10 protein-coding genes and 1 pseudogene are annotated in these 18,448 nt (G+C 71.1%); all 11 read right to left on the bottom strand.

Features of this window, described 5'->3' with window-relative positions:
• Nucleotides 1–62: 62 nt before the first annotated feature.
• A complete protein-coding gene (locus LZG04_RS29485; RefSeq protein WP_233822920.1) occupies nucleotides 63–2,030 on the bottom strand; it encodes a beta-galactosidase in 1,968 nt (655 codons plus the stop codon).
• Nucleotides 2,027–2,965 (bottom strand): carbohydrate ABC transporter permease, encoded by a 939-nt coding sequence (locus tag LZG04_RS29480; protein ID WP_233822918.1) that lies wholly within the window; start codon nucleotides 2,963–2,965, stop codon nucleotides 2,027–2,029. Before LZG04_RS29480 ends, LZG04_RS29485 begins: the two co-directional genes overlap by 4 nt.
• Entirely contained in the window at nucleotides 2,962–3,936 is a 975-nt protein-coding gene (locus LZG04_RS29475) for a sugar ABC transporter permease (protein WP_233822916.1), read from the bottom strand. Before LZG04_RS29475 ends, LZG04_RS29480 begins: the two co-directional genes overlap by 4 nt.
• On the bottom strand, nucleotides 3,923–5,542 hold the full coding sequence (locus tag LZG04_RS29470) for an extracellular solute-binding protein (RefSeq protein WP_233822914.1): 1,620 nt from the start codon (nucleotides 5,540–5,542) through the stop codon (nucleotides 3,923–3,925). Before LZG04_RS29470 ends, LZG04_RS29475 begins: the two co-directional genes overlap by 14 nt.
• Before the next feature lie 25 nt (nucleotides 5,543–5,567).
• A complete protein-coding gene (locus LZG04_RS29465) occupies nucleotides 5,568–5,993 on the bottom strand; it encodes a TIM-barrel domain-containing protein (RefSeq protein WP_233822912.1) in 426 nt (141 codons plus the stop codon).
• Between the two features lie 73 nt (nucleotides 5,994–6,066).
• Nucleotides 6,067–7,065: a LacI family DNA-binding transcriptional regulator gene (locus LZG04_RS29460; protein WP_233822910.1), complete on the bottom strand. Its 999-nt coding sequence runs from the start codon at nucleotides 7,063–7,065 to the stop codon at nucleotides 6,067–6,069.
• Between the two features lies 1 nt (nucleotide 7,066).
• Nucleotides 7,067–9,598, bottom strand: coding sequence for a beta-glucosidase (locus tag LZG04_RS29455; RefSeq protein WP_233822909.1), 2,532 nt, complete (start codon nucleotides 9,596–9,598; stop codon nucleotides 7,067–7,069).
• A gap of 270 nt (nucleotides 9,599–9,868) precedes the next feature.
• Nucleotides 9,869–12,805 carry a glycoside hydrolase family 48 protein gene (locus LZG04_RS29450; protein ID WP_233822907.1) on the bottom strand — a complete coding sequence of 979 codons (2,937 nt, stop codon included), beginning with the start codon at nucleotides 12,803–12,805 and terminating at the stop codon, nucleotides 9,869–9,871.
• Nucleotides 12,806–12,924: 119 nt separating this feature from the next.
• Nucleotides 12,925–15,873 (bottom strand): glycoside hydrolase family 9 protein, encoded by a 2,949-nt coding sequence (locus tag LZG04_RS29445; RefSeq protein ID WP_233822905.1) that lies wholly within the window; start codon nucleotides 15,871–15,873, stop codon nucleotides 12,925–12,927.
• 215 nt (nucleotides 15,874–16,088) lie between these two features.
• Nucleotides 16,089–16,490, bottom strand: a complete 402-nt coding sequence (locus tag LZG04_RS29440; protein WP_233823043.1) for a cellulose binding domain-containing protein — start codon at nucleotides 16,488–16,490, stop codon at nucleotides 16,089–16,091.
• A gap of 6 nt (nucleotides 16,491–16,496) precedes the next feature.
• Nucleotides 16,497–18,332: pseudogene (locus tag LZG04_RS29435) on the bottom strand (glycoside hydrolase family 3 protein); the annotation flags it as partial.
• Between the last annotated feature and the right edge of the window lie 116 nt (nucleotides 18,333–18,448).

Below are 18,448 nucleotides of genomic sequence, written 5' to 3'. Positions count from 1 at the left end.
CGCCCGCGGGTGCGCGGCCGGTCGGCGGTTCGCGGACCGTCGAGCGGATCGAGGGTCGACGCCTACCGCTCGCCGGGAGCCTGACCGACCGCCGGGGCGAGGGCCGCGACGCCGAACCTCCCCAGCACGACGGAGTCGGTCACGGTCGCGCCGGTCAGCAGGTCGACGTGCGCGCCCGGCACGTCCAGCCGCACGTCGGCGACGCCGTGGTTGACCAGGAACAGCACGTCGCCCCGGCGCACCGCCTCCACCCCGCGCGGCGGGCGGAGCACCGGTTCGACGCCCGCCTCCGCGACCACGCGGGACAGCAGGCGCCCCATCGCGTCGGCGGACGGCCGGGTGCCCACGTACCAGGCCGTGCCCGCGCCGAACGCGTTGCGCAGCACCACGGGCACACCGTCGGCCAGCGACGCGACGACCTCCGCGCCCTCGGCCCGCAGGTCGTCGTACCAGAAGTCGGCGGTGAACTCACCCAGAGACGCCGACGTGCACGTCAGCACCTCGTCCGGGCCGAGCGGCACCATCTCCTCGACCCGCAGCCCGAGCATCCGCCGGAACGGCGCCGGGTACCCGCCCAGCAGCACGCGGTCGTGCTCGTCGACCACGCCGGAGAAGAAGCCCATCACCACCGTGCCGCCGCCTGCCACGTAGGACACCAGCGGTTCCGGGTCGCGCACCAGGTACAGGTTCGGCACGACCACCAGCCGGTACGCCGAGAGGTCCGCCGACGGGTGCGCGAAGTCCACCGTCACGCCGAGGTCGAACAGCGGCTCGTAGAAGTCGCGCAGCCGGGAGAGCAGGTCGAAGTCGCCCGACGGGTGCGCGTCGAGCTGCGCGGCCCACCAGCTCTCCCAGTCCAGCACCACGGCCACCGAGGCGGTCACCGACGCGCCCGTCACCGGGGCCAGCGCCCGCAGGTCCGCGCCGAGGGACACCACCTCGCGGAACACCCGGCTGTCGGGTCCGGCGTGCGGCACCATCCCCGAGTGGTACTTCTCCGCGCCGCCGCGCGAGGCGCGCCACTGGAAGAAGCACACCGCGTCCGCGCCGCGCGCCACCGCCTGCACGGACTGCGCGCGCAGCTGACCGGCGGGCTTGGGCGGGTTGACGCGCCGCCAGTTCACGGCGCTCGCCGCCTGCTCCATCAGCACCCACGGCCCGCCCGCCAGCGACCGCATCAGGTCGTAGCTCAACGCGCTCATCACGTGCCCCGTCGGGTCGAACGGGTCGGGGTACCAGTCGTGCGACACGACGTCCTCGTGCCGGGCCAGCTCCCAGTAGTCCATCGGCTGTTGCAGGCCCATGAAGTTCGTGGTCACCGGCACGTCCGGGGTGAACCGCCGCAGCACGTCCCGTTCGGCGAGGAAGCACTCCAGCAACGCGTCGGAGCAGAACCGGGCGAAGTCCAGCCGCTGGCCCGGGTTGATCAGGTACGGCGCCCGGCGCGGCGGGATCACCTCGTCCCACTCGCCGTAGCGCTGGCTCCAGAACGCGGTGTGCCAGGCCGCGTTCAGCTCCTCCAGCGAGCCGTAGCGCTCGCGCAGCCAGGACCGGAAGTGCTCGGCGGTCACGTCGCAGTGGCACACCTGGCCCAGCTCGTTGCCCACGTGCCACATCACCACCGCCGGGTGGTCGGCGTACCGCTGGGCCAGGTCGGACACCAGCGACAACGCGTGCTCCCGGTACACCGGGGACGAGGGGCAGAACTGGTTGCGCGAGCCGTAGGCCAGCCGGTGGCCGTCGAAGTCCACCGGCAGCGTCTCGGGGTGGCGGCGCCCGAGCCACGGCGGCGGCGACGCGGTCGGCGTGGCCAGGAAGACGTCGATCCCGCCGTCGTGCAGCAGGTCGAGCACCCGGTCCAGCCAGCCGAAGTCGCGCTCACCCGGTCGCGGCTCGAGGCGCGCCCACGAGAACACGCCGACGGTGGCGGTGTTCACCCCGGCCCGGCGCATCAGCTCGACGTCCTCGGCCCACACCTCCTCCGGCCACTGCTCCGGGTTGTAGTCGCCGCCGTAGCGCAGGCCCGTCATCCCTTGATCGCCCCCACGATCACTCCCTTGGTGAAGTGCTTCTGCACGAACGGGTAGACCACCAGCACGGGCACCAGCGCGAGCACGATCACCGCCATCTTGATCGCGAGCGAGGCGACGGGCCCGCCCGTGTGGTCCAGGGTGGAGTCGACCGCGCTCGCCCCCGGGATCGACTGGCCCTGCAACACGTACGTGCGCAGCACCATCTGCAACGGCCACTTCTCGTTGGAGTTGAGGTACAGGAAGGCGTTGAAGAACGCGTTCCAGTAGCCCACGCCGTAGAACAGCGCGATGACCGCCGTGACGCCCTTGGACAGCGGCAGCACGATCCGGGTCAGCACGCCGAACTCGCTCGCCCCGTCGATGCGGGCGCTGTCGATGACCTCCTGCGGCAGGTTCATGAAGAACGACCGCAGCACCACCAGGTTGAACGCCGCCACCGCGCCCGGCAGCACCAGCGCCGCGTAGGTGTCGAGCAGGCCCAGCGAGTTCACCAGCAGGTAGGTCGGGATCAGGCCCGGCCCGAACAGGAACGTCAGCAGCACCAGGAACAGCAGCGGCCGGTGCGCGAACGACCCGGGCCGCGACAGCCCGTAGGCGGCCAGCAGCGTCACCACCGTGCTGAACAGCGTGCCGATGATCGTCACGCCGGTGCTGACCAGCACCGACCTGGTCACCACGCCGCCGGAGAGCAGTTCGGCGTACGCGCCGAGGCTGAACCCGTCCGGCACGATCACCAGGCCGCCCGCCTCGGTGATGGCCGACGCGGGCGACACGCTGGTGACCACCACCACCCACAGCGGGAACAGCACCGCCAGCAGCACCAGCCCGACCAGCACGCCCTTGGCGGTCTGGCCGATCCGAGTGGGCGGCTCGTCCCAAGCCGGGCGGTTGCGCGCGGCCCCCGTGCGCCGCGCCGGAGCGGTCGTCGTCATCGCGAGTACACCCCCTGCTCGCCCACCATGTGCGCCACCTTGTTCGCCGCCAGCACCAGCAGCAGCCCGATCACGCCCTTGATCAGGCCCGCCGCGGCCGCGTAGGAGAAGTCGGCGTTCACCACGCCGGTGAAGTAGACGTAGGTGTCCAGCACCTCCGCCGCTTCCTGGCCGACCGCGTCGCGTTGCAGCAGGAACTGCTCGAAGCCGACGGTCAGCGCCTCGCCCAGGCGCAGGATCAGCAGCAGCACGATCACCGGGATCAACGCGGGCAGCGTCACGTGCCACATGCGCCGCCACCGGCCCGCGCCGTCCACCGCCGCGGCCTCGTACAGGCTCGTGTCGACGGTGGCCAGGGCCGCCAGGAACACGATCGCGCCCCAGCCCGCGTCCTTCCACACGCCCTGGGCCGTGACCAGCGCGATGAACAGGTCCGGGTCGGTCATGATGTCGAACGTCGCCGCGCCGTTGGCCCTCAGCACCTGGTTGAGCACGCCCGCGCCGCCGAGCATCTGCTGGAACAGCGTGATCACCAGCACCCACGAGAAGAAGTGCGGCAGGTAGACCACGCTCTGCACGAACATCCGCAGCCGCGGGCTGAGCAGGCTGTGCACCAGCAGCGCCAGGCCGATCGGGATCGGGAAGTAGAACACCAGCTGGAACGCGGTGATCACCAGGGTGTTGACCGTGGCGGACCAGAACTCCGGGTCCTCCATGATGCGGACGAAGTTCGAGAAGCCCACCCACGGGCTGTAGGCCATGCCCACGAACGGCGAGTAGTCCTGGAACGCCACGACGTTGCCCAGCAGCGGCACGTAGTGGAACACGGTGAGCAGCCCGATGGCGGGCGCCACCATGACCAGCAGCACCCAGTCGCGTCGCAGCCTGCGCCGCCACCCCGCACGCCGGCCGGCGGCTGCCGGCGTGCGGGTCCCGACCGTCGGTCGGTCCAACAGGTCAGCGCCCGGCATCGGAGAGGGCCTTGTCGTAGAACTCGCGCAGCTTGTCGCCGCCGGCCTTGCGCCAGTCCGCCGCGAGCTGGTCCACCTCGGACACCGGCTTGCGGCCGCGCAGGATGTCGGCCGTGCGGTCCTCGAACTCCTTGGGCAGCTTCGTGTACTCGGCGGGCTCCTCGATGCGCAGGCCGAACGTCGGCGGGCGCACCTGGTGCTCGTAGGCGTCGGCCAGCCAGGCGTGCTTGGCCTTGACGAAGTCGGGGTACTGCGCGTCGATGATCGTCTCCGGCGGGGCCGACATGAACCCGTAGGTCAGCGTGACCTCCTTGCGGCCCAGGTCGTTCAGGCCCGGTGCGCCGTTGGCGTCACGGGTGCTGTGCTTGCCCTCCACGCCGTAGTTGATCAGGTAGTGCTCGGTGGTGCCGACGGGCGCGGCGACGAAGTTCATCAGCCGCAGCAGCTCCTTGATCCGGTCGGGCGAGAGATCCTTGCGGAACAGCGTGACCATGGCCGTCGGGGCCGTGACGACGTAGCGGGGCTTGCCGCCGTCATGTGCGAACAGGGGCATGGCCTCCAGGCCGAACGCCGGGTTGCTCGGCCGCTGCCGCCGCATCGCCTCGCCCCAGTAGCCCATGCCGGCCAGGTGGATCAGCATCTGGCCGCCCTCGAACAGCTCGTTGATGCCGGTGTTGTTGCCGGCCACGATGGTCGGGTGCACGAACCCGGCCTCGAACAGCGAGCGGGTGAACTTGACGGCTTCCTTGTAGGCGTCGGTCTCGATCTTGTTGACGAGCTTGCCGGACGAGTCGCGGCTCCAGTCGCCGGGGTCGCCGAAGACCCGGACCATGGACCGGAACACGTCGCCGACCGCCCACCGGTTCGCGCCCGGGTCGTTGATCTTCTTGCACAGCGCGAAGAACTCGTCGACGTTCTTCGGCGCGGCCCCGCCGAGCGGCTCGACGATGTCCTTGCGCCACATGATCGTCTCGGGGAACAGCTCGCCGCGGAACGGCACGCCGTAGAGCTTGCCGCCGTAGACGCACGCGTGCCACGTCTCGCTCGGGATGTTGGCCAGCAGCGGGTAGTCCTTGACCTTGTCGCCGCTGAGGAAGTCGGTGAGGTCGGCGAACACCTGGCCCACGCCCTCGCTGAACCGCGGCGGGATGGTGAACGTCGGCATGACGGTGATCTCGGGCACCTGCCTGGCCGCCACCATCGCGCCCAGCTTGGCCTGGTAGTCCTGGCCCTGCACCTGCTCGAACTTGACCACGCCGCCGATGCGCTGGTTCACCGCGTCCCAGTAGGAGTTCTCGCCCAGGCCCGGCGGCAGGGGCCAGAACGCGGGCGTCATCGCGGTGACCTCGCCGCCGTTGAGGACCTTGTCCTTGACCGCGTCGACGAGGTCGGTGGGGAACTTCAGGTAGCCGGCCGTCGAGCCGTTCACCCCGGGCAGGTCGGGCTTGGCGAAGTCCACCGGCACGTAGGACGGCAGCACCTTGGCCAGCGCGTCCTCGCCCAGCGCGGTGCCGGTGTGCTGCGTGGCGGGACCGCCGCAACCCACCAGCAGCGTGCCGCCGGCCGCCGCCGTGAAGGTCAGGAAGCCCCTGCGGTTGAGAATCATCGGAAGAACGCCCCTTTGTGTCGGATCAGGGAAGTTGCGCGCCTTGGCGCACGAAGAGGGGGATGCGGTCGAGCGGTGCGTCGACCACGAGCGTCGGGCCGCCCTCGTGGAGCACGCCGGTCGCGCGGTCGGTCCACCGCGCGACCGTCGGCAGGTGGACCTCGCGGGATCGCCGGCCGAGCCGGTGGGCCGGGGCGACGAGGAGGTCCGGGCCGAGCTGGAACTGGTCGTCCACCTGCCAGGCGAGCAGGTCGTCTCGGAAGTCCGCGAGCGACGGGCGCGTGGCCGGCAGGCCGGTGCCGGGTCGCTCGTCGGGCACGTCGAACACGTCATCGCCGACACCGGTCGGAGCCGCGTGCACCCGGTTCGCGTCCGGCCCCCACGCCCCGGCGCGCGCCACCTGGTGGCCGTCGCGCCAGTGGAAGCCGTCGGCGAACCCACGCGCACCCATCGGTGTCCTCTCTGACATGTCGAAGCGCTTCGAATCCGGGCGCGAACGCGCTCCGGACGGGGGCGGTGGGTGGTCAGCGGGTCGTGCTGGCCCGTTCGGTGAGCCGGGGCGGCAACAGCGTCAGCGGAGGGGTGGGGGTGCGGTCGAGCTTGGCCATCAGCAGCGCCACGGCGTGGTGGCCCAACTGCTCGGCCGGCACCGCCACCGAGGTCAGCGGCGGCATCAGCCGTTCGGCCTGGTCGTCCGGGCAGATCGCGATCACCGCGACGTCGTCGGGCACCTTGCGGCCCAACGACCGCAGCACCTCGACCACGGACGGCAGCGCGGCCTCGTTGTGCACCACCAGGCCCGTGACGGCCGGGTGCCGTTCCAGCAGGCCGGTGATCGCGACCCGGACCGACTCGTGGTCGGGCTCGGTCGGCAGGGTGGTCGACGAGACGCCGCGCCGCATCGCCGCCGCGCTGAACCCGGCCATGGTGCGGTGCGCGAAACCGGTGTCGCGCTGGTAGACCGCGCGCGGCGCGCCGACCAGCGCCACGTAGGTGTGCCCGAGGTCGGCCAGGTGGTCCACGCACCGCGAGCCCGCCTCGGCGAAGTCGAGGTCGACGCAGGTCAGGCCGGCCGCGTCGGCGGGGAACCCGATGAGCACCGACGGGCGGTCCAGCTCGCGCAGCACGGGCACGCGCTCGTCGTGCATCTCCACGTCCATCACCAGCAGCCCGTCGACCTGGGCGCTGCCCGCCACCCGGCGCAGGCCCGCCGCGCCCTGGTCGGCGGTCACCAGGAGCACGTCGTGGTCGTGCCGGCGGGCGGCGTTGGCGACCGCGACGACGAACTGCATCAGCACCGGCATGTGCATGCCCTCGCGCATCGGCAGCACGAGCGCCAGCACGTTGGCGCGGTTGCTGGCCAGCGACCTGGCCCCCGCGTGCGGGTGGTAGCCCAGGGCGCGCACGCTCGCCTCGACCCTGGCCTTGGTGGCCGAGGAGATCGAGCGGCGGCCGGTGAGCACGTACGACACGGTGCTGGGCGCGACCCCGGCGTGCCGGGCGACGTCGGCGATGGTGACCACGTCAGCGCACCTCCCGCACGCGCACGCCGGCGGTCTCGGCGGTCAGCACGAGCGTCGTGCCGTCGACCTCGACCCGGGTGCCCGGTGGCGCGGACCACGACCCCGGTGTCACGTCGTGGAAGGAGATCCACGCGCCCTCGCGGGTGAACACGACCTCGTCGTCCACCAGCCGCACGCCGTCGCAGTCGTCGAAGTCCGGCGCGGGCAGCGCGCCCACGCGGGGCGCGATCGTCTCCCCCGGCACGTCCACCACCAGCCGGGACCGGATGTCGCGCGACGACGAGCCCGCGCACAGCTCGTAGCGCCCGGCCTCCACGACCCGGCGACCGGTGGTCACGTCCCAGTGCCACAACTGGTCGGTCCGCAGCCGCGCCACGGCCGTCTCGCCCGGCGCGAGGCGCACCCGCTGGAACGACTGGAGCTTGCGCACCGGCTGGCGCACCCGCGAGTCCAGCGCCGACGAGTACAGCTGCACGACCTCCGCGCCCGCCACGTCGCCGGTGTTGGTCACCGACACCTCGGCCACGCCGTCGGCCCACGTCAGCTCGGAGTACTCGAACGTGGTGTAGCTCAGGCCGTGGCCGAACGGGAACAGCGGCTCGCCGGTGAAGTACAGGTACGTGCCGCCCGCGCGGATGATGTCGTAGTCGAAGATGTCGGGCAGGTCGTCGTCGGAGCGGTACCAGGTCTGGGTGAGCTTGCCCGACGGGCAGAACGCGCCGAACAACGCCTCGGCGACCGCCCGGCCCTGCTCCTGCCCGCCGTGCGCGGTCCACACGACGGCCGGGAGGTGCTCCTCCTCGCCGTCCAACGCGTACGGGTAGCTGCTCACCAGCACCAGCACCGTGTTCGGGTTGGCCTCGCGCACCGCCCGCACCAGGTCCAGCGACGGCAGTCGCAGCGTCGTGCGGTCCTGGGTCTCGCGGCCGTTGATGTGGGGGTCGTTGCCCAGCACCAGCACGACGGTCTCGGCCCGCTTCGCCACCTCGGCGGCGGCCGCGATCCCGTCCACCACGCGTTCCATCTCGAAGGGCTCGGTGTCGGTGCCCTGCACCTTGTTGCGCAGCACGACACCGCCGTCGGTGAGCCGGGGTTCGAACAGCTCGCGCACGTCCCAGCCGCCGGGCGCGGCCGCGGTGGCGACCAGCGAGCCGTCCTCCGCCACGCCGAGGTAGCGGCGGGAGCCCACGTCGCGCAACGTCCACACGCCGTCGCCCCAGTCGAAGCGGTCGAACAGCGCCCGCTCCCCCAGTCCCACCACGCCGCCGCGCACGCCGAGGTAGCGGCCGTCCGCCGCGCGCAGCGCGATCCGGTCGGCGCCCTCGGCCCAGTCCACGGAGGACGTGAACTCCTCCAGTCCCCTCCGGACGGTCACCTGGTAGGGCAGGGTGCCGCTGTACCAGTCCTCGAACAGCGCGTCGGCGTGCGTGCCGATCACGGCGAGCTTCGCGCCGCGCCGCAACGGCAGCACGGAGTCGTTGCGCAGCACCACGACCGCCTGCCGCGCCGCCTCCAGCGCCAGCTCGCCGTGCGTGCCGATCACGTCGGACGTGATCGAGGCGTACGGGTTGTCGTCGGCGGGGTCGAACTCGCCGAGCCGGATCCGCAGCGCCAGCACGTTGCCGACCGCGCGGTCCACCACCGACCAGTCCAGCAGGCCGTCCTTGATCGCGGTGGTGACGCTCTCGATCATCAGCGTCGGGTCGGCGTCCTGGTCGGTGAAGCTGTCCAGGCCCGCGTTGAGCAGCGCCGCGTGCCCCTCGGCCTGCGTCGGCAGGTAGGCCTGGAGCCCGGCCACGTTCGACGGCGCGTAGGCGTCGCTGACGATCGCGAGCCCGTCCGGCGCCCACGTCCGCAGCTCCTGTTCGATCAACGGGCTCAGGTGCGCGGGCCGGCCGTTGACCAGGTTGTACGACGGCATCACGGCCACCGCCGCGCCCGCCTCGACCGGACCGCGGAAGCACGGCAGCTCGTACTCGTGCAACACCCGCGGCCGCAGGTCGGACGACGTGACGCAGCGGTCGTCCTCGTTGTTGTAGCCCAGGAAGTGCTTCAACGTCGGCGCGGTCCGCAGGTAACGCGGGTGGTCGCCGCGCAACCCCGTCGCGTACGCCGTGCCCATCGCCGCGGTGAGCGTCGGGTCCTCGGAATAGCCCTCCTCGTTGCGGCCCCACCTCGGGTCGCGCAACGGGTTGACCACCGGGGCCCACACGTTCAGCCCGTGCGCGACCGGGTCGCGGTGGTGGAATCCCCGCGCCTCCACGCCGACGGCCTCTCCGACCCGCCGCACGAGGTCGAGGTCCCACGAGGACGCCAGCCCCACGGCTTGCGGGAACACGGTGGCCGGGCCCAGCCACGCGACCCCGTGCAGGACCTCCATGCCGGTGTGGAACCCGGCCAGGCCCAGGCGCGGCACGGCGGGCTGGTGCTGGTGCAGCAGCGCCACCTTCTCCTCGTCGGTCAGCCGGCCGAGCAGGTCGGTCACCCTGTCCTCGACCGGCAGACCCGGATCGCGGAACGGCAGCGGGTCCACGGCACACCTCTCGCGCTCGTCGAATTGTTCGAAAGTGCAGCTCACTGAATCGAATCGTTTCGATCGCTGCGACAACGTCGCCGACCGGAGTCAGCGGGGCGGGGTGCCAGAAATGTGGCACAGCTCTCTCACCGGAGTCAACACCGAAGTTTCAAGGTTGTTTCATCCGCGATGTTCGCGTCGAACGCATTCGACATTTGAGACGGTGCGGGACACGCCGAACACCCCCCTCACCACGTCGTGAGGGGGGTGCCGGCGACCTTCTCAGGTCTACCCGAACAGCTCCACGTGCAGCTGGAACGCCGTGGCGATCTCAGCTTGCGCCCAGAACCGGTGGTAGGTGAAGGTCGGCGCGGGGCCGCCGTCCAGGTACGCCTGGACCTTCGGCCAGTCCTTGTCCTGCTTGAACATCGAGCGGATGTCCACGAAGGACACGCCCGGCTTGATCTGGTCGCCGTTGGGCATGGTGCCCGACCAGCCCGACGGAACGTACGGACCCTCACGCGTCGTCGAGTTGTAGACGTCGTCGAAGCGGTTGTAGTCCTTGCGCTCCTCCGGCACCGAGATGCCCTTGTCGTCCTTGTGCGCCAGCAGCGCCGTCAAGAGGCCCTCACCGACGGTCTTCGCCTGGGCGTTGCCCGACTCGGCCGCGTAGTTGAGCAGCGTCTTGGCGTAGGACGCGGCGATGCCGACGTCCTGGCTGTGGTTGAGCACCTTGACCCGCAGGTTCGCGTTCGAGCCCGGGTTGGTGGCGTTCCAGTTGTCCGGAGCGCCCGTCCACTCGAGGTCGTTCGGGATCTGGAACTGGCCGCCGGTGCCGACGGTGGTGTTCGCGATGGCCCAGGGGACCCACTTGTCGAGGATCTTCTTGGCCGCCGCGTTGCCCGTCTTCTCGTACAGGGCGGCGGTGCGCTCCATCTGCCACGCCTGGAAGCCGAACCAGCGGTTCGACGGCGGGTCGCGCCACACCGGGTGGGCGTCGTAGAACATGCCGTAGAAGGTCGGCGTGCCGGCGGGCGGCGCGCTGTAGGAACCCTCCCAGCTGTTCGTGACACCACCGGCGATGGCGCCGTCGGCCGACTGGAGCCACTGGAGCAGCTCCAGCTGGCGGGTCATCGACGTGGCCCAGTCCTGCTGGCCGGTCGCCGACTTCGGCTTCAGGGCCGGCACGTTCGCCAGCGCGTAGGCCGCGAGCGGGTTCTGGTAACCCTGGTGCGACGCGCCGTCACCGATGCGCCACGCCCAACCGGCCGACGTGTCCGTCGCGCCACCCCACGCGTAGTACCAGGACATCAGGTAGTGCGCGCTGTCCTTGCCGGAGCCGGCCGCGCAGCTGGGGCTGGTGCAGTTGCCGATCTTCTTGAAGTACTTGTCGAACATGGCGTAGCGGAGGTAGTCGCCCATCTTGGCGGCCTTCTCCAGCTCGGACGCGATCTCGCTCGCCTTGCCCTGCTCGGTCGCCCACTCGTTGGCCAGCATGGCCACCTGCACCGCACGCGCGTCGGCGTCCGGGGCGTTGGTGTACTTCCACTGCTTGGCGTAGCTGGCGTCCTTGGTGAACAGGTCGAGGAAGCCGTTGGGGCCACCGTGCTTGAACGTGTCGCAGGACGGCTGCGGGATGGTCTCCCACACCGACTCCGACGAGCCGCGCTGGTAGGTGTTGATGTACGCGGGCGCCGCGCTGGAGCCGTCACCGCACCGGCCGAAGCCGTAGGTGTTGTCGACGTCGAGCAGCCAGTGCATGCCGTAGATGTCGCTGGTGCCGTACGCCGACTTCAGCTCGGCCGCGATCGGGTCGCGACCCACCGGCACGCCGGAGTCCAGCACGGACGGGTACTGGTCCATCCGCGGGTGCTCGGGCGCGTACGTCGCGGGCTTGGACGCGTCGTACTTGTCGTTGGTCGGCTGGTCCGCCTTGGCCGGGATGATGTACTTCTCCATCGACGCCCAGGCCTTCTTGAACGGCGCCCAGTCGCCCACGATCTTGCCGTAGCTGGCCTCGAGCCACAGGTAGTAGCTGAACGCCTCGGACGTGGTCTGGTGACCGTGGTCCGGCGCCTCGACCATCAGCGTCTCGATCGAGTGGTACGGCACCTTCAGCCCGTCGGAGAAGGTGCGGAAGTAGCCGCTCGCCGGGTCGTTGATCTTGGCGTACTGGTCGAGGAACGCCTGCTCGAACGGCGAGGTGTCGGCGCTGGTCTCGCGGACCTCGACCGTCGCCGCGCTCGCGCCGGTGGCGCTCGCGGTGAACGTGGCCGTGGCGAGCGTGCCGCCGTTGGCCGCCGAGGTGACCGTGACGTTCTGCTTGGTCGACCAGTTGGTCGGCGTGAACGTCAGCGTCGTCGGGGCGGCGGTGAGGTCGGTGCTGCCGGCCGACCGGGCCACGGTGACCGTGACGTTCGAGGTCGGCGCGGTGGCCAGCGAGACGCCGAAGGTGCCGGTGGCGCCCTGCCGCACGGTCAGCGACGCCGGGCTGGCCTGGACCGCCTGGCCCGCGATGACGCGGATGCTGGCGATGCTGGAGTTGCCGATGCCGCCCTTGTCATCGGTGGCACGGGCCACGATCGCGTGCTCGCCCACGGCCGCGCCGGTCCACGAACCCGTGTACGGGGACGAGGTGTCGGTCGCGACGACGACGCCGTCGGCCAGGAACTCGACCTTGGACACGGTGCCGTCGCTGTCGGCCGCGGTGGCCGCCAGCGGGATCGCCTGGCCGGACTGGAACGTCTGCGCGGTCGTCGGCGACGTCAGCGTCACCGTCGGGTCGACGTTGACGTTCGGGCCGGTGCAGCGGGTGCCGTTGAGGGCGAAGTCCGTCGGCGGCCGGTTCTGGCCGGTCCACGAGCCGTTGAAGCCCGGCGTCACGGTGGCCCCGGTGCCGAGGTTGGGCGACCAGCTCGGCGCGGCGACGGTCACCGCGGAGCCGCTCTGCGTGAACGTGCCGTTCCAGCCCTGCTGCACGCGCTGGCCGTCCGGGAAGGTCCACGTGAGGCGCCAGTTGTTGACCGGGTCGCCCTCGTTGCGAATGGACACGTTGGCGCCGAAGCCACCCTGCCACTGGTTGGTGACCTGGTAGTTGACCGTACACGCGACGGCCGCGTTCGCCACCGGCGCGACGAACGGCATAACACCCGCGGCGGTCGCCGCCGCGGCTATCAGCGCGAGCGGTCCGGTGCGCAACCGTCCCGCTCTGGTGCGGTACCTCATGCGTCCTCCTCCTGCACGGATCAGCCATTGACCCGCGAGCTTCGAAGCGGCGTGGCGGAGAGTGGAGTCGGCACGGGGCGCCTGGGCGCGCAGAACGCCCCGTGCCGAGTCTGGGTCGCTCAGGGCTCGATGCCCCAGGCGAGGGTTCCGCCGGTGTAGGCGGTCACCCGGTCGAAGTCGGTCAGCGACGCGCTGACCCGGTAGCTGTGGTCGTCGGCCTGGTTGAAGGTCGACCAGTCGGACTTGGCCACCCGCAGCTGGATGTCGCCGGTGCTCGCGCCCGCGGCCAGCGTGCCCGCGGTGAACGTCACCTGGAGGTAGGCGTCCGCGCCCGGTCGGGCGTTGGGCAGCTTCACCACGGTGGCGCGCACGTTGGCGCAGCCGACCACCGCCCAGTCGCAGAACACCTGGTAGTTGGCGTTGGCCGTGTCACCGGTGAACCAGTACCGGAGCGTGACGGTGGACCGGTCGACCGCCGTCGTGCCGCGGTTGACCACCGTGAGCGTCGTGCCGATCTGGTTGGCCGTGGCCGCGCTGCTCCCGCGCTGCTGCACGGCGACCGGTCCGGTCGCGCCGGCCGGCGCGGTGCGGAACGTGACCGCCGTGCTGGGCGAGGAGATGTTGCCGGAGGTGTCCTTGGCCCGCACGGAGAAGGTGTACGCGGTGTCCGCGGCCAGACCGGTCAGCTGGTGGCTCAGCCCGGTCGTGGTGGCCGCGACCGTGCCGTCCGGGCGCAGGACCTCGTAGCCCGCCACGGCCTCGTTGTCCGTGGAGGCGGTCCAGGTGAGCGTCGCGCCGGTGCTCGTGATCGCGGACACCGACAGTCCACCCGGGACGGTCGGCGACTCCCGGTCGCCGTTGGTGTCGGTGGTGACCACGGTGATCGCGTCGCTCGCGGCGGACCGGTTGCCCGCGGCGTCCCTGGCCCGCACGGTGAACGTGTGGCTGGTGGCCGGGGCCAGACCGGTGAGCTGGAACGTCGGGGTGACCGGGGCACCTGCGACCGTGCCGTCCGCCCGCAGCACGTCGTAGCCGGTCACCCCGACGTTGTCGGTGGACGCGGTCCAGGTCAGCGTCGCGCTCGTGGCGCCGACGTTGGACGCGCGCAGTCCGGTCGGGACGGTGGGGGCCTCGCGGTCCACCACGGCCGGGCCGGGTTCCTTGCCCCACTGCACCTGGCCGTCCTGCACCAGCACCAGGCGGTCGGTCAGCGCGACCGTGTTGCCCGTGCCCAGGCCCTCGTACGACCAGTCGTTGGACGGGTCCCAGGAGCCGGAGCTGGTGATGCGGAACTGCACCTCGTGCTTGTGCGCGGACTGGCCGCCGGGGTACACGCCGGGGCACGGCACGTCCACGTAGTACACCGAGCCGCTGTGCTGCTTGGGTGCGCTGGGCGTGCCGCACTGGTTGTAGTTCGTGGTGACGGTGACCTGGTTCGGCGTGGTGGAACCGTCGAGGGTGAAGTAGTAGCGCAGCGAGCCGTTGAACATCCGGGCGGGCCACGCGGTCTTGTTCAGGACGAACGCCTTGATCTCGGTGAAGCCGGCCGCGCTCTGGTTGACCGAGGCCTGCACGGTCAGCTCGGGGCCGTCGGTGGCCTCGGCGACCGGGAAGTTCGCCAGCGGCGTGCCGCCGTACTCCTTGTACAGCCGGGCGAGCGCGCCGGTGAACGCGGCGTTGTAGTCCAGCGCGACCTCGTTGGCGACGAAGTCGGTGCGGTCGTCCTTGTACGCGTCGTTGTTCGTGCCGGGGCCGCCGACCAGCGCGCCGTACAGGACGTGCCTGCTGGTCACCGGGTCCTGCATGGTGTCGGCCCACGCGCCGTGCGCGGTGCGGTGGTGCGGGTTGCGCGGCGGGTTGGCGCCGAAGCCGACGACGTAGCTGGCGTTGCGCGGGTTGTCGCCCAGCGCGTAGTTGATCTGCCGCACGCCGAAGTCGTGGTAGGTGGCGGCCTTCGCGGCGTCGCGCTCGCGCAGCCAGTCGCTGTAGACCAGCGCGACGAACGCGGTGTTGGCCGCGTAGCGCAGGGAGCCCCAGGTGTCCAGGTGCGCCTGGCCGCCCGGCGAGTACCGCACCCGGTTTCCGTTGTAGCCGGTGGTCCAGTAGTCCAGCCACCGGTTGGCGTCGGCGACGTACTCGGCCTCGCCGGTCAGCTTGGCCAGCAGCGCGTAGGAGCCGTAGGACTTGTCGTCCCACGCGATCGTCCAGCGGTAGGAGCGGGTCGTGGTCTGCGGCTCGGTGGACAGCTTCGGGTACTCCGCCTTGGCCTTGGCCAGGTAGCTCGCGTCACCGGTGGCGCGGTACAGCCAGATCGCGCCCCAGACGAGCTCGTCCTGGTAGCCGCTCCAGGAGTTGTAGAAGTTCGCCGCGTCGGTGATGCAGGAGCTGTACTTGCCGCGGTAGGTGTCGGCGAAGCTGTAGAGCTGCTTGGCGTGGGTCAGCAGGGTCGCCGCGTAGGTCGGGTCGGTCTGCTTGAACACCATCGAGGCCGACGCCATCGCCGCGGCGTACTCGCCCGCGAGGTCGGAGCCGGGGCAGGAGGCGTCCACTTTGTACGCCGGCCGCGCCATCTGCATGACCTCGGCCGCGCCCCACCACTTGTGGTCGTCGTCGCCCTTGCCGACCTGCCCGTACACCACGTTCGGGGACGGGTGCGCCTTGATGATCCAGTCGGTGCCCCACTTGAGGTTGGCCATCAGGTGGCGCAGCTGGCCCGATGCCTCGTAGGCGTCGCGGTTCTCCACCGCGCCCCACGCCAGCATGGTCATCGTGGCGCCGAACGGGAGGCCGAACTTGACGTGGTCGCCCGCGTCGTAGAAGCCGCCCGACAGGTCCAGCCCCACGTCGCTGCCGTCGCGCAGCGCCGAGTCGCCGCGCCAGTTCACCCGGTTGTCCGCGGGCAGGTCGCCCGACCGCTGGGCGTCGTAGAACCAGATCGACTTCTGCAGGGCTTCGCCGTAGTTGAACGCGGGCGCGGCCGTGGCGGACGGTTGGAACGGCGTCAGCGTCAAGGCGCTGACCAGCACAGCGAGCGTGCCGGCCAGTGCTCCGGACATGCGTCGTCGCATGCGGTGCCTCCGAGGGGCAGGGCGGTGGAGGTTTCTGGGAGCGCTCCCAGTCGGGGACTGTAACGGCATCGAAACACCGTGAAAAGAGGGTTCAGCCACAAAGCCTTGACAAGTTCGGCTCGGCAGCCCCTGCCCTCTGGGCCGAACGTCGGCGCGCGATGAGCCGAATGACCCAGCGTGGGGGAGCGCTCCCAGAACGTGACCACGGTGCGGCGCTACCTCGCCCGGCAGGTCGGCTGGGGCAGGACCGCCTGGCCGCTCGCGGTGTACCCGAAGGATCCCGAAGCCCCCGGTGCGAGCGTGCCGTTCCAGCCGACGTCGTCCACGGACACCGAGGTGCCGGTCTGGGTGAGCTTGCCGTTCCACAGGGAGTTGATCGTCTGGTCGCCCGGCCGCGTCCAGGTGACCGTCCAGCCGTTCAGCCGGGCGGAGCCGGTGTTGGTGACGGTGACCTCGGCCTGGAAGCCGCCCTGCCAGGTGCTCGCGAAGCGGGCGGTGGCCGTGCAGCCGCCCGGCGGCGGCGCGGTCGTTGTGGTGCTGGTCGTCGTGGTGGTGCTCGTGGTTGTGGTGCTGGTCGTCGTTGTGGTGCTGGTGGTTGCCGTCGTGCTGGTGGTGATGGGGAGGTAGCTCAGGCCGTGCCCGAGCGGGTAGAGGGCCGCCTTGCCGTCACCGGCGTTGATCGGCTGTTGCGAGCCGCTGGTCATCCAGGTCACGGGCAGCTTGCCGGTCGGGTTGTAGTCGCCGAACAGCACGTCGGCCACGCCGCGCCCCTCCGTGCCGGGCAGCCAGGAGGCCAGCAGCGCGTCCCAGTCGTCGACCTGGCCCGCGATGTCCAGCGGCCGGCCCGACACCAGCACCACGACCACCGGGATGCCCGCCGACCGCAGCCGGTTGATCGTCTCCAGGTCCTCGCGGTCCAGCCCCAGGCCGTACGGCCGGTCGCCCTGGCCCTCGGCGTACGGGGTCTCCCCCACCACCGCGATCGCCGCGGTGTACGAGCCGTCCACCCCCGCGCCGTACCGGTCGTGGGTGATCGTCGCGCCCGAGCCGACCAGGTCGCGGATGCCCTGCAGGATCGTGGTGCCGGGGGTGACGTTGCCGCTGCCGCCCTGCCAGGAGATCGTCCAGCCGCCGCTCTGGTTGCCGATGTCGTCGGCCGACTTGCCCGCCACGAAGTACCTGCCGGACTTGGCCAGCGGCAGCACGCCGTCGTTGCGCAGCAGCACCTGGGACTGCCGCACCGCCTGGCGGGCCAGGTCGCGGTGCGCGGCCGAGCCGACCGTCGAGGTCAGCGACCGGTCGGTGAGCGGGCGCTCGAACAGGCCCAGCTCGAACTTCTTGGTCAGGATGCGGCGGTTGGCGTCGTCGATGCGGGCCGTGCTCACCCGCCCGGCCTGCACCTCGGCCTTGAGCAGGCTGGTGAACCGCTGGTAGTCGGTCGGCACCATGACCATGTCGATGCCCGCGTTGACGGCGGCGGCGACCTCCGCGCCGGTGAACCCGGTCGCGCCGTCGATCTGGTCGATGCCCGCCCAGTCCGAGACCACGAACCCGGTGAAGCCCAGCTCGGTCTTGAGCAGGTCGGTGATCAGGTAGCGGTGGCCGTGCGCCTTCACGCCGTTCCAGCTGCTGTAGGAGATCATCACCGAGCCGACGCCCCGGTCCACGGCGGCTTTGAACGGCGGCAGGTGCACCGAGCGCAGCTCCTGCTCGGTGATCCGCGCGTCGCCCTGGTCGACGCCGCCCGCGGTGCCGCCGTCGCCGATGAAGTGCTTGGCGGTGGCGAGCACGGAGCTGGGCGTGCCGCCGAGGGTCGTGCCCTGGAGGCCGTCGATGTAGGTGGTCATCGCGGTGGGGATCTCCGGCACCTCGCCGAACGACTCGTAGGTGCGGCCCCACCGGTCGTCGCGCGCCACGCACAGGCACGGCGCGAAGTTCCAGTCGATGCCGGTGCCCGCGACCTCCTTCGCGGTGGCCTCGCCGATGCGCTTGACCAGGGCCGGGTCACGCGTCGCGCCCAGGCCGATGTTGTGCGGGAAGATCGTCGCGCCGCGCACGTTGTTGTGCCCGTGCACCGCGTCGACGCCGTAGATCAGCGGGATGCCCAGGGGCGTGGACAGGGCCGTGCGCTGGAAGTTGTCGTACATGTCGGCCCAGGACTGGGGCGTGTTCGGGCTCGGCGCGGAGCCGCCGCCCGACAGCAGCGAGCCGATCCGGTAGGTGGCCAGGTCCGAGGTCGACTTGAGCGCGCCGCGGTCGACCTGGGTCATCTGGCCGACCTTGTCGTCCAGCGACATCCGGGCGAGCAACTGCTCGACCCTCGGGTCGGCCTGGGCCGCCACCTGGGCGGTCGCGACCGGGCGCAGGTGGGGCACCAGCACGGTGGCCGCGAGGGCGACGGCGGCCAGCAGCGCCGTCGTCGCGGCCACCGCGACCGGGCGGGAGGGAGTGCGCGTCATTGCGTTGCCTCCGGGGACGGGAGCAGGGGGTGAAGTCACGGCTGGGAGCGTTCCCAGACTAGGAATGTCCGGTTTAAAGCACCAGACTTGAGCTTTTCGGACCACTGCCCGCACCG

Origin of the sequence: Saccharothrix sp. S26 (genome assembly GCF_021390395.1) — a bacterium.
Taxonomy (GTDB): domain Bacteria; phylum Actinomycetota; class Actinomycetes; order Mycobacteriales; family Pseudonocardiaceae; genus Actinosynnema.
Note: the sequence above shows the minus strand (reverse complement) of the source record. Positions and strands in the feature narration are given on the sequence as shown.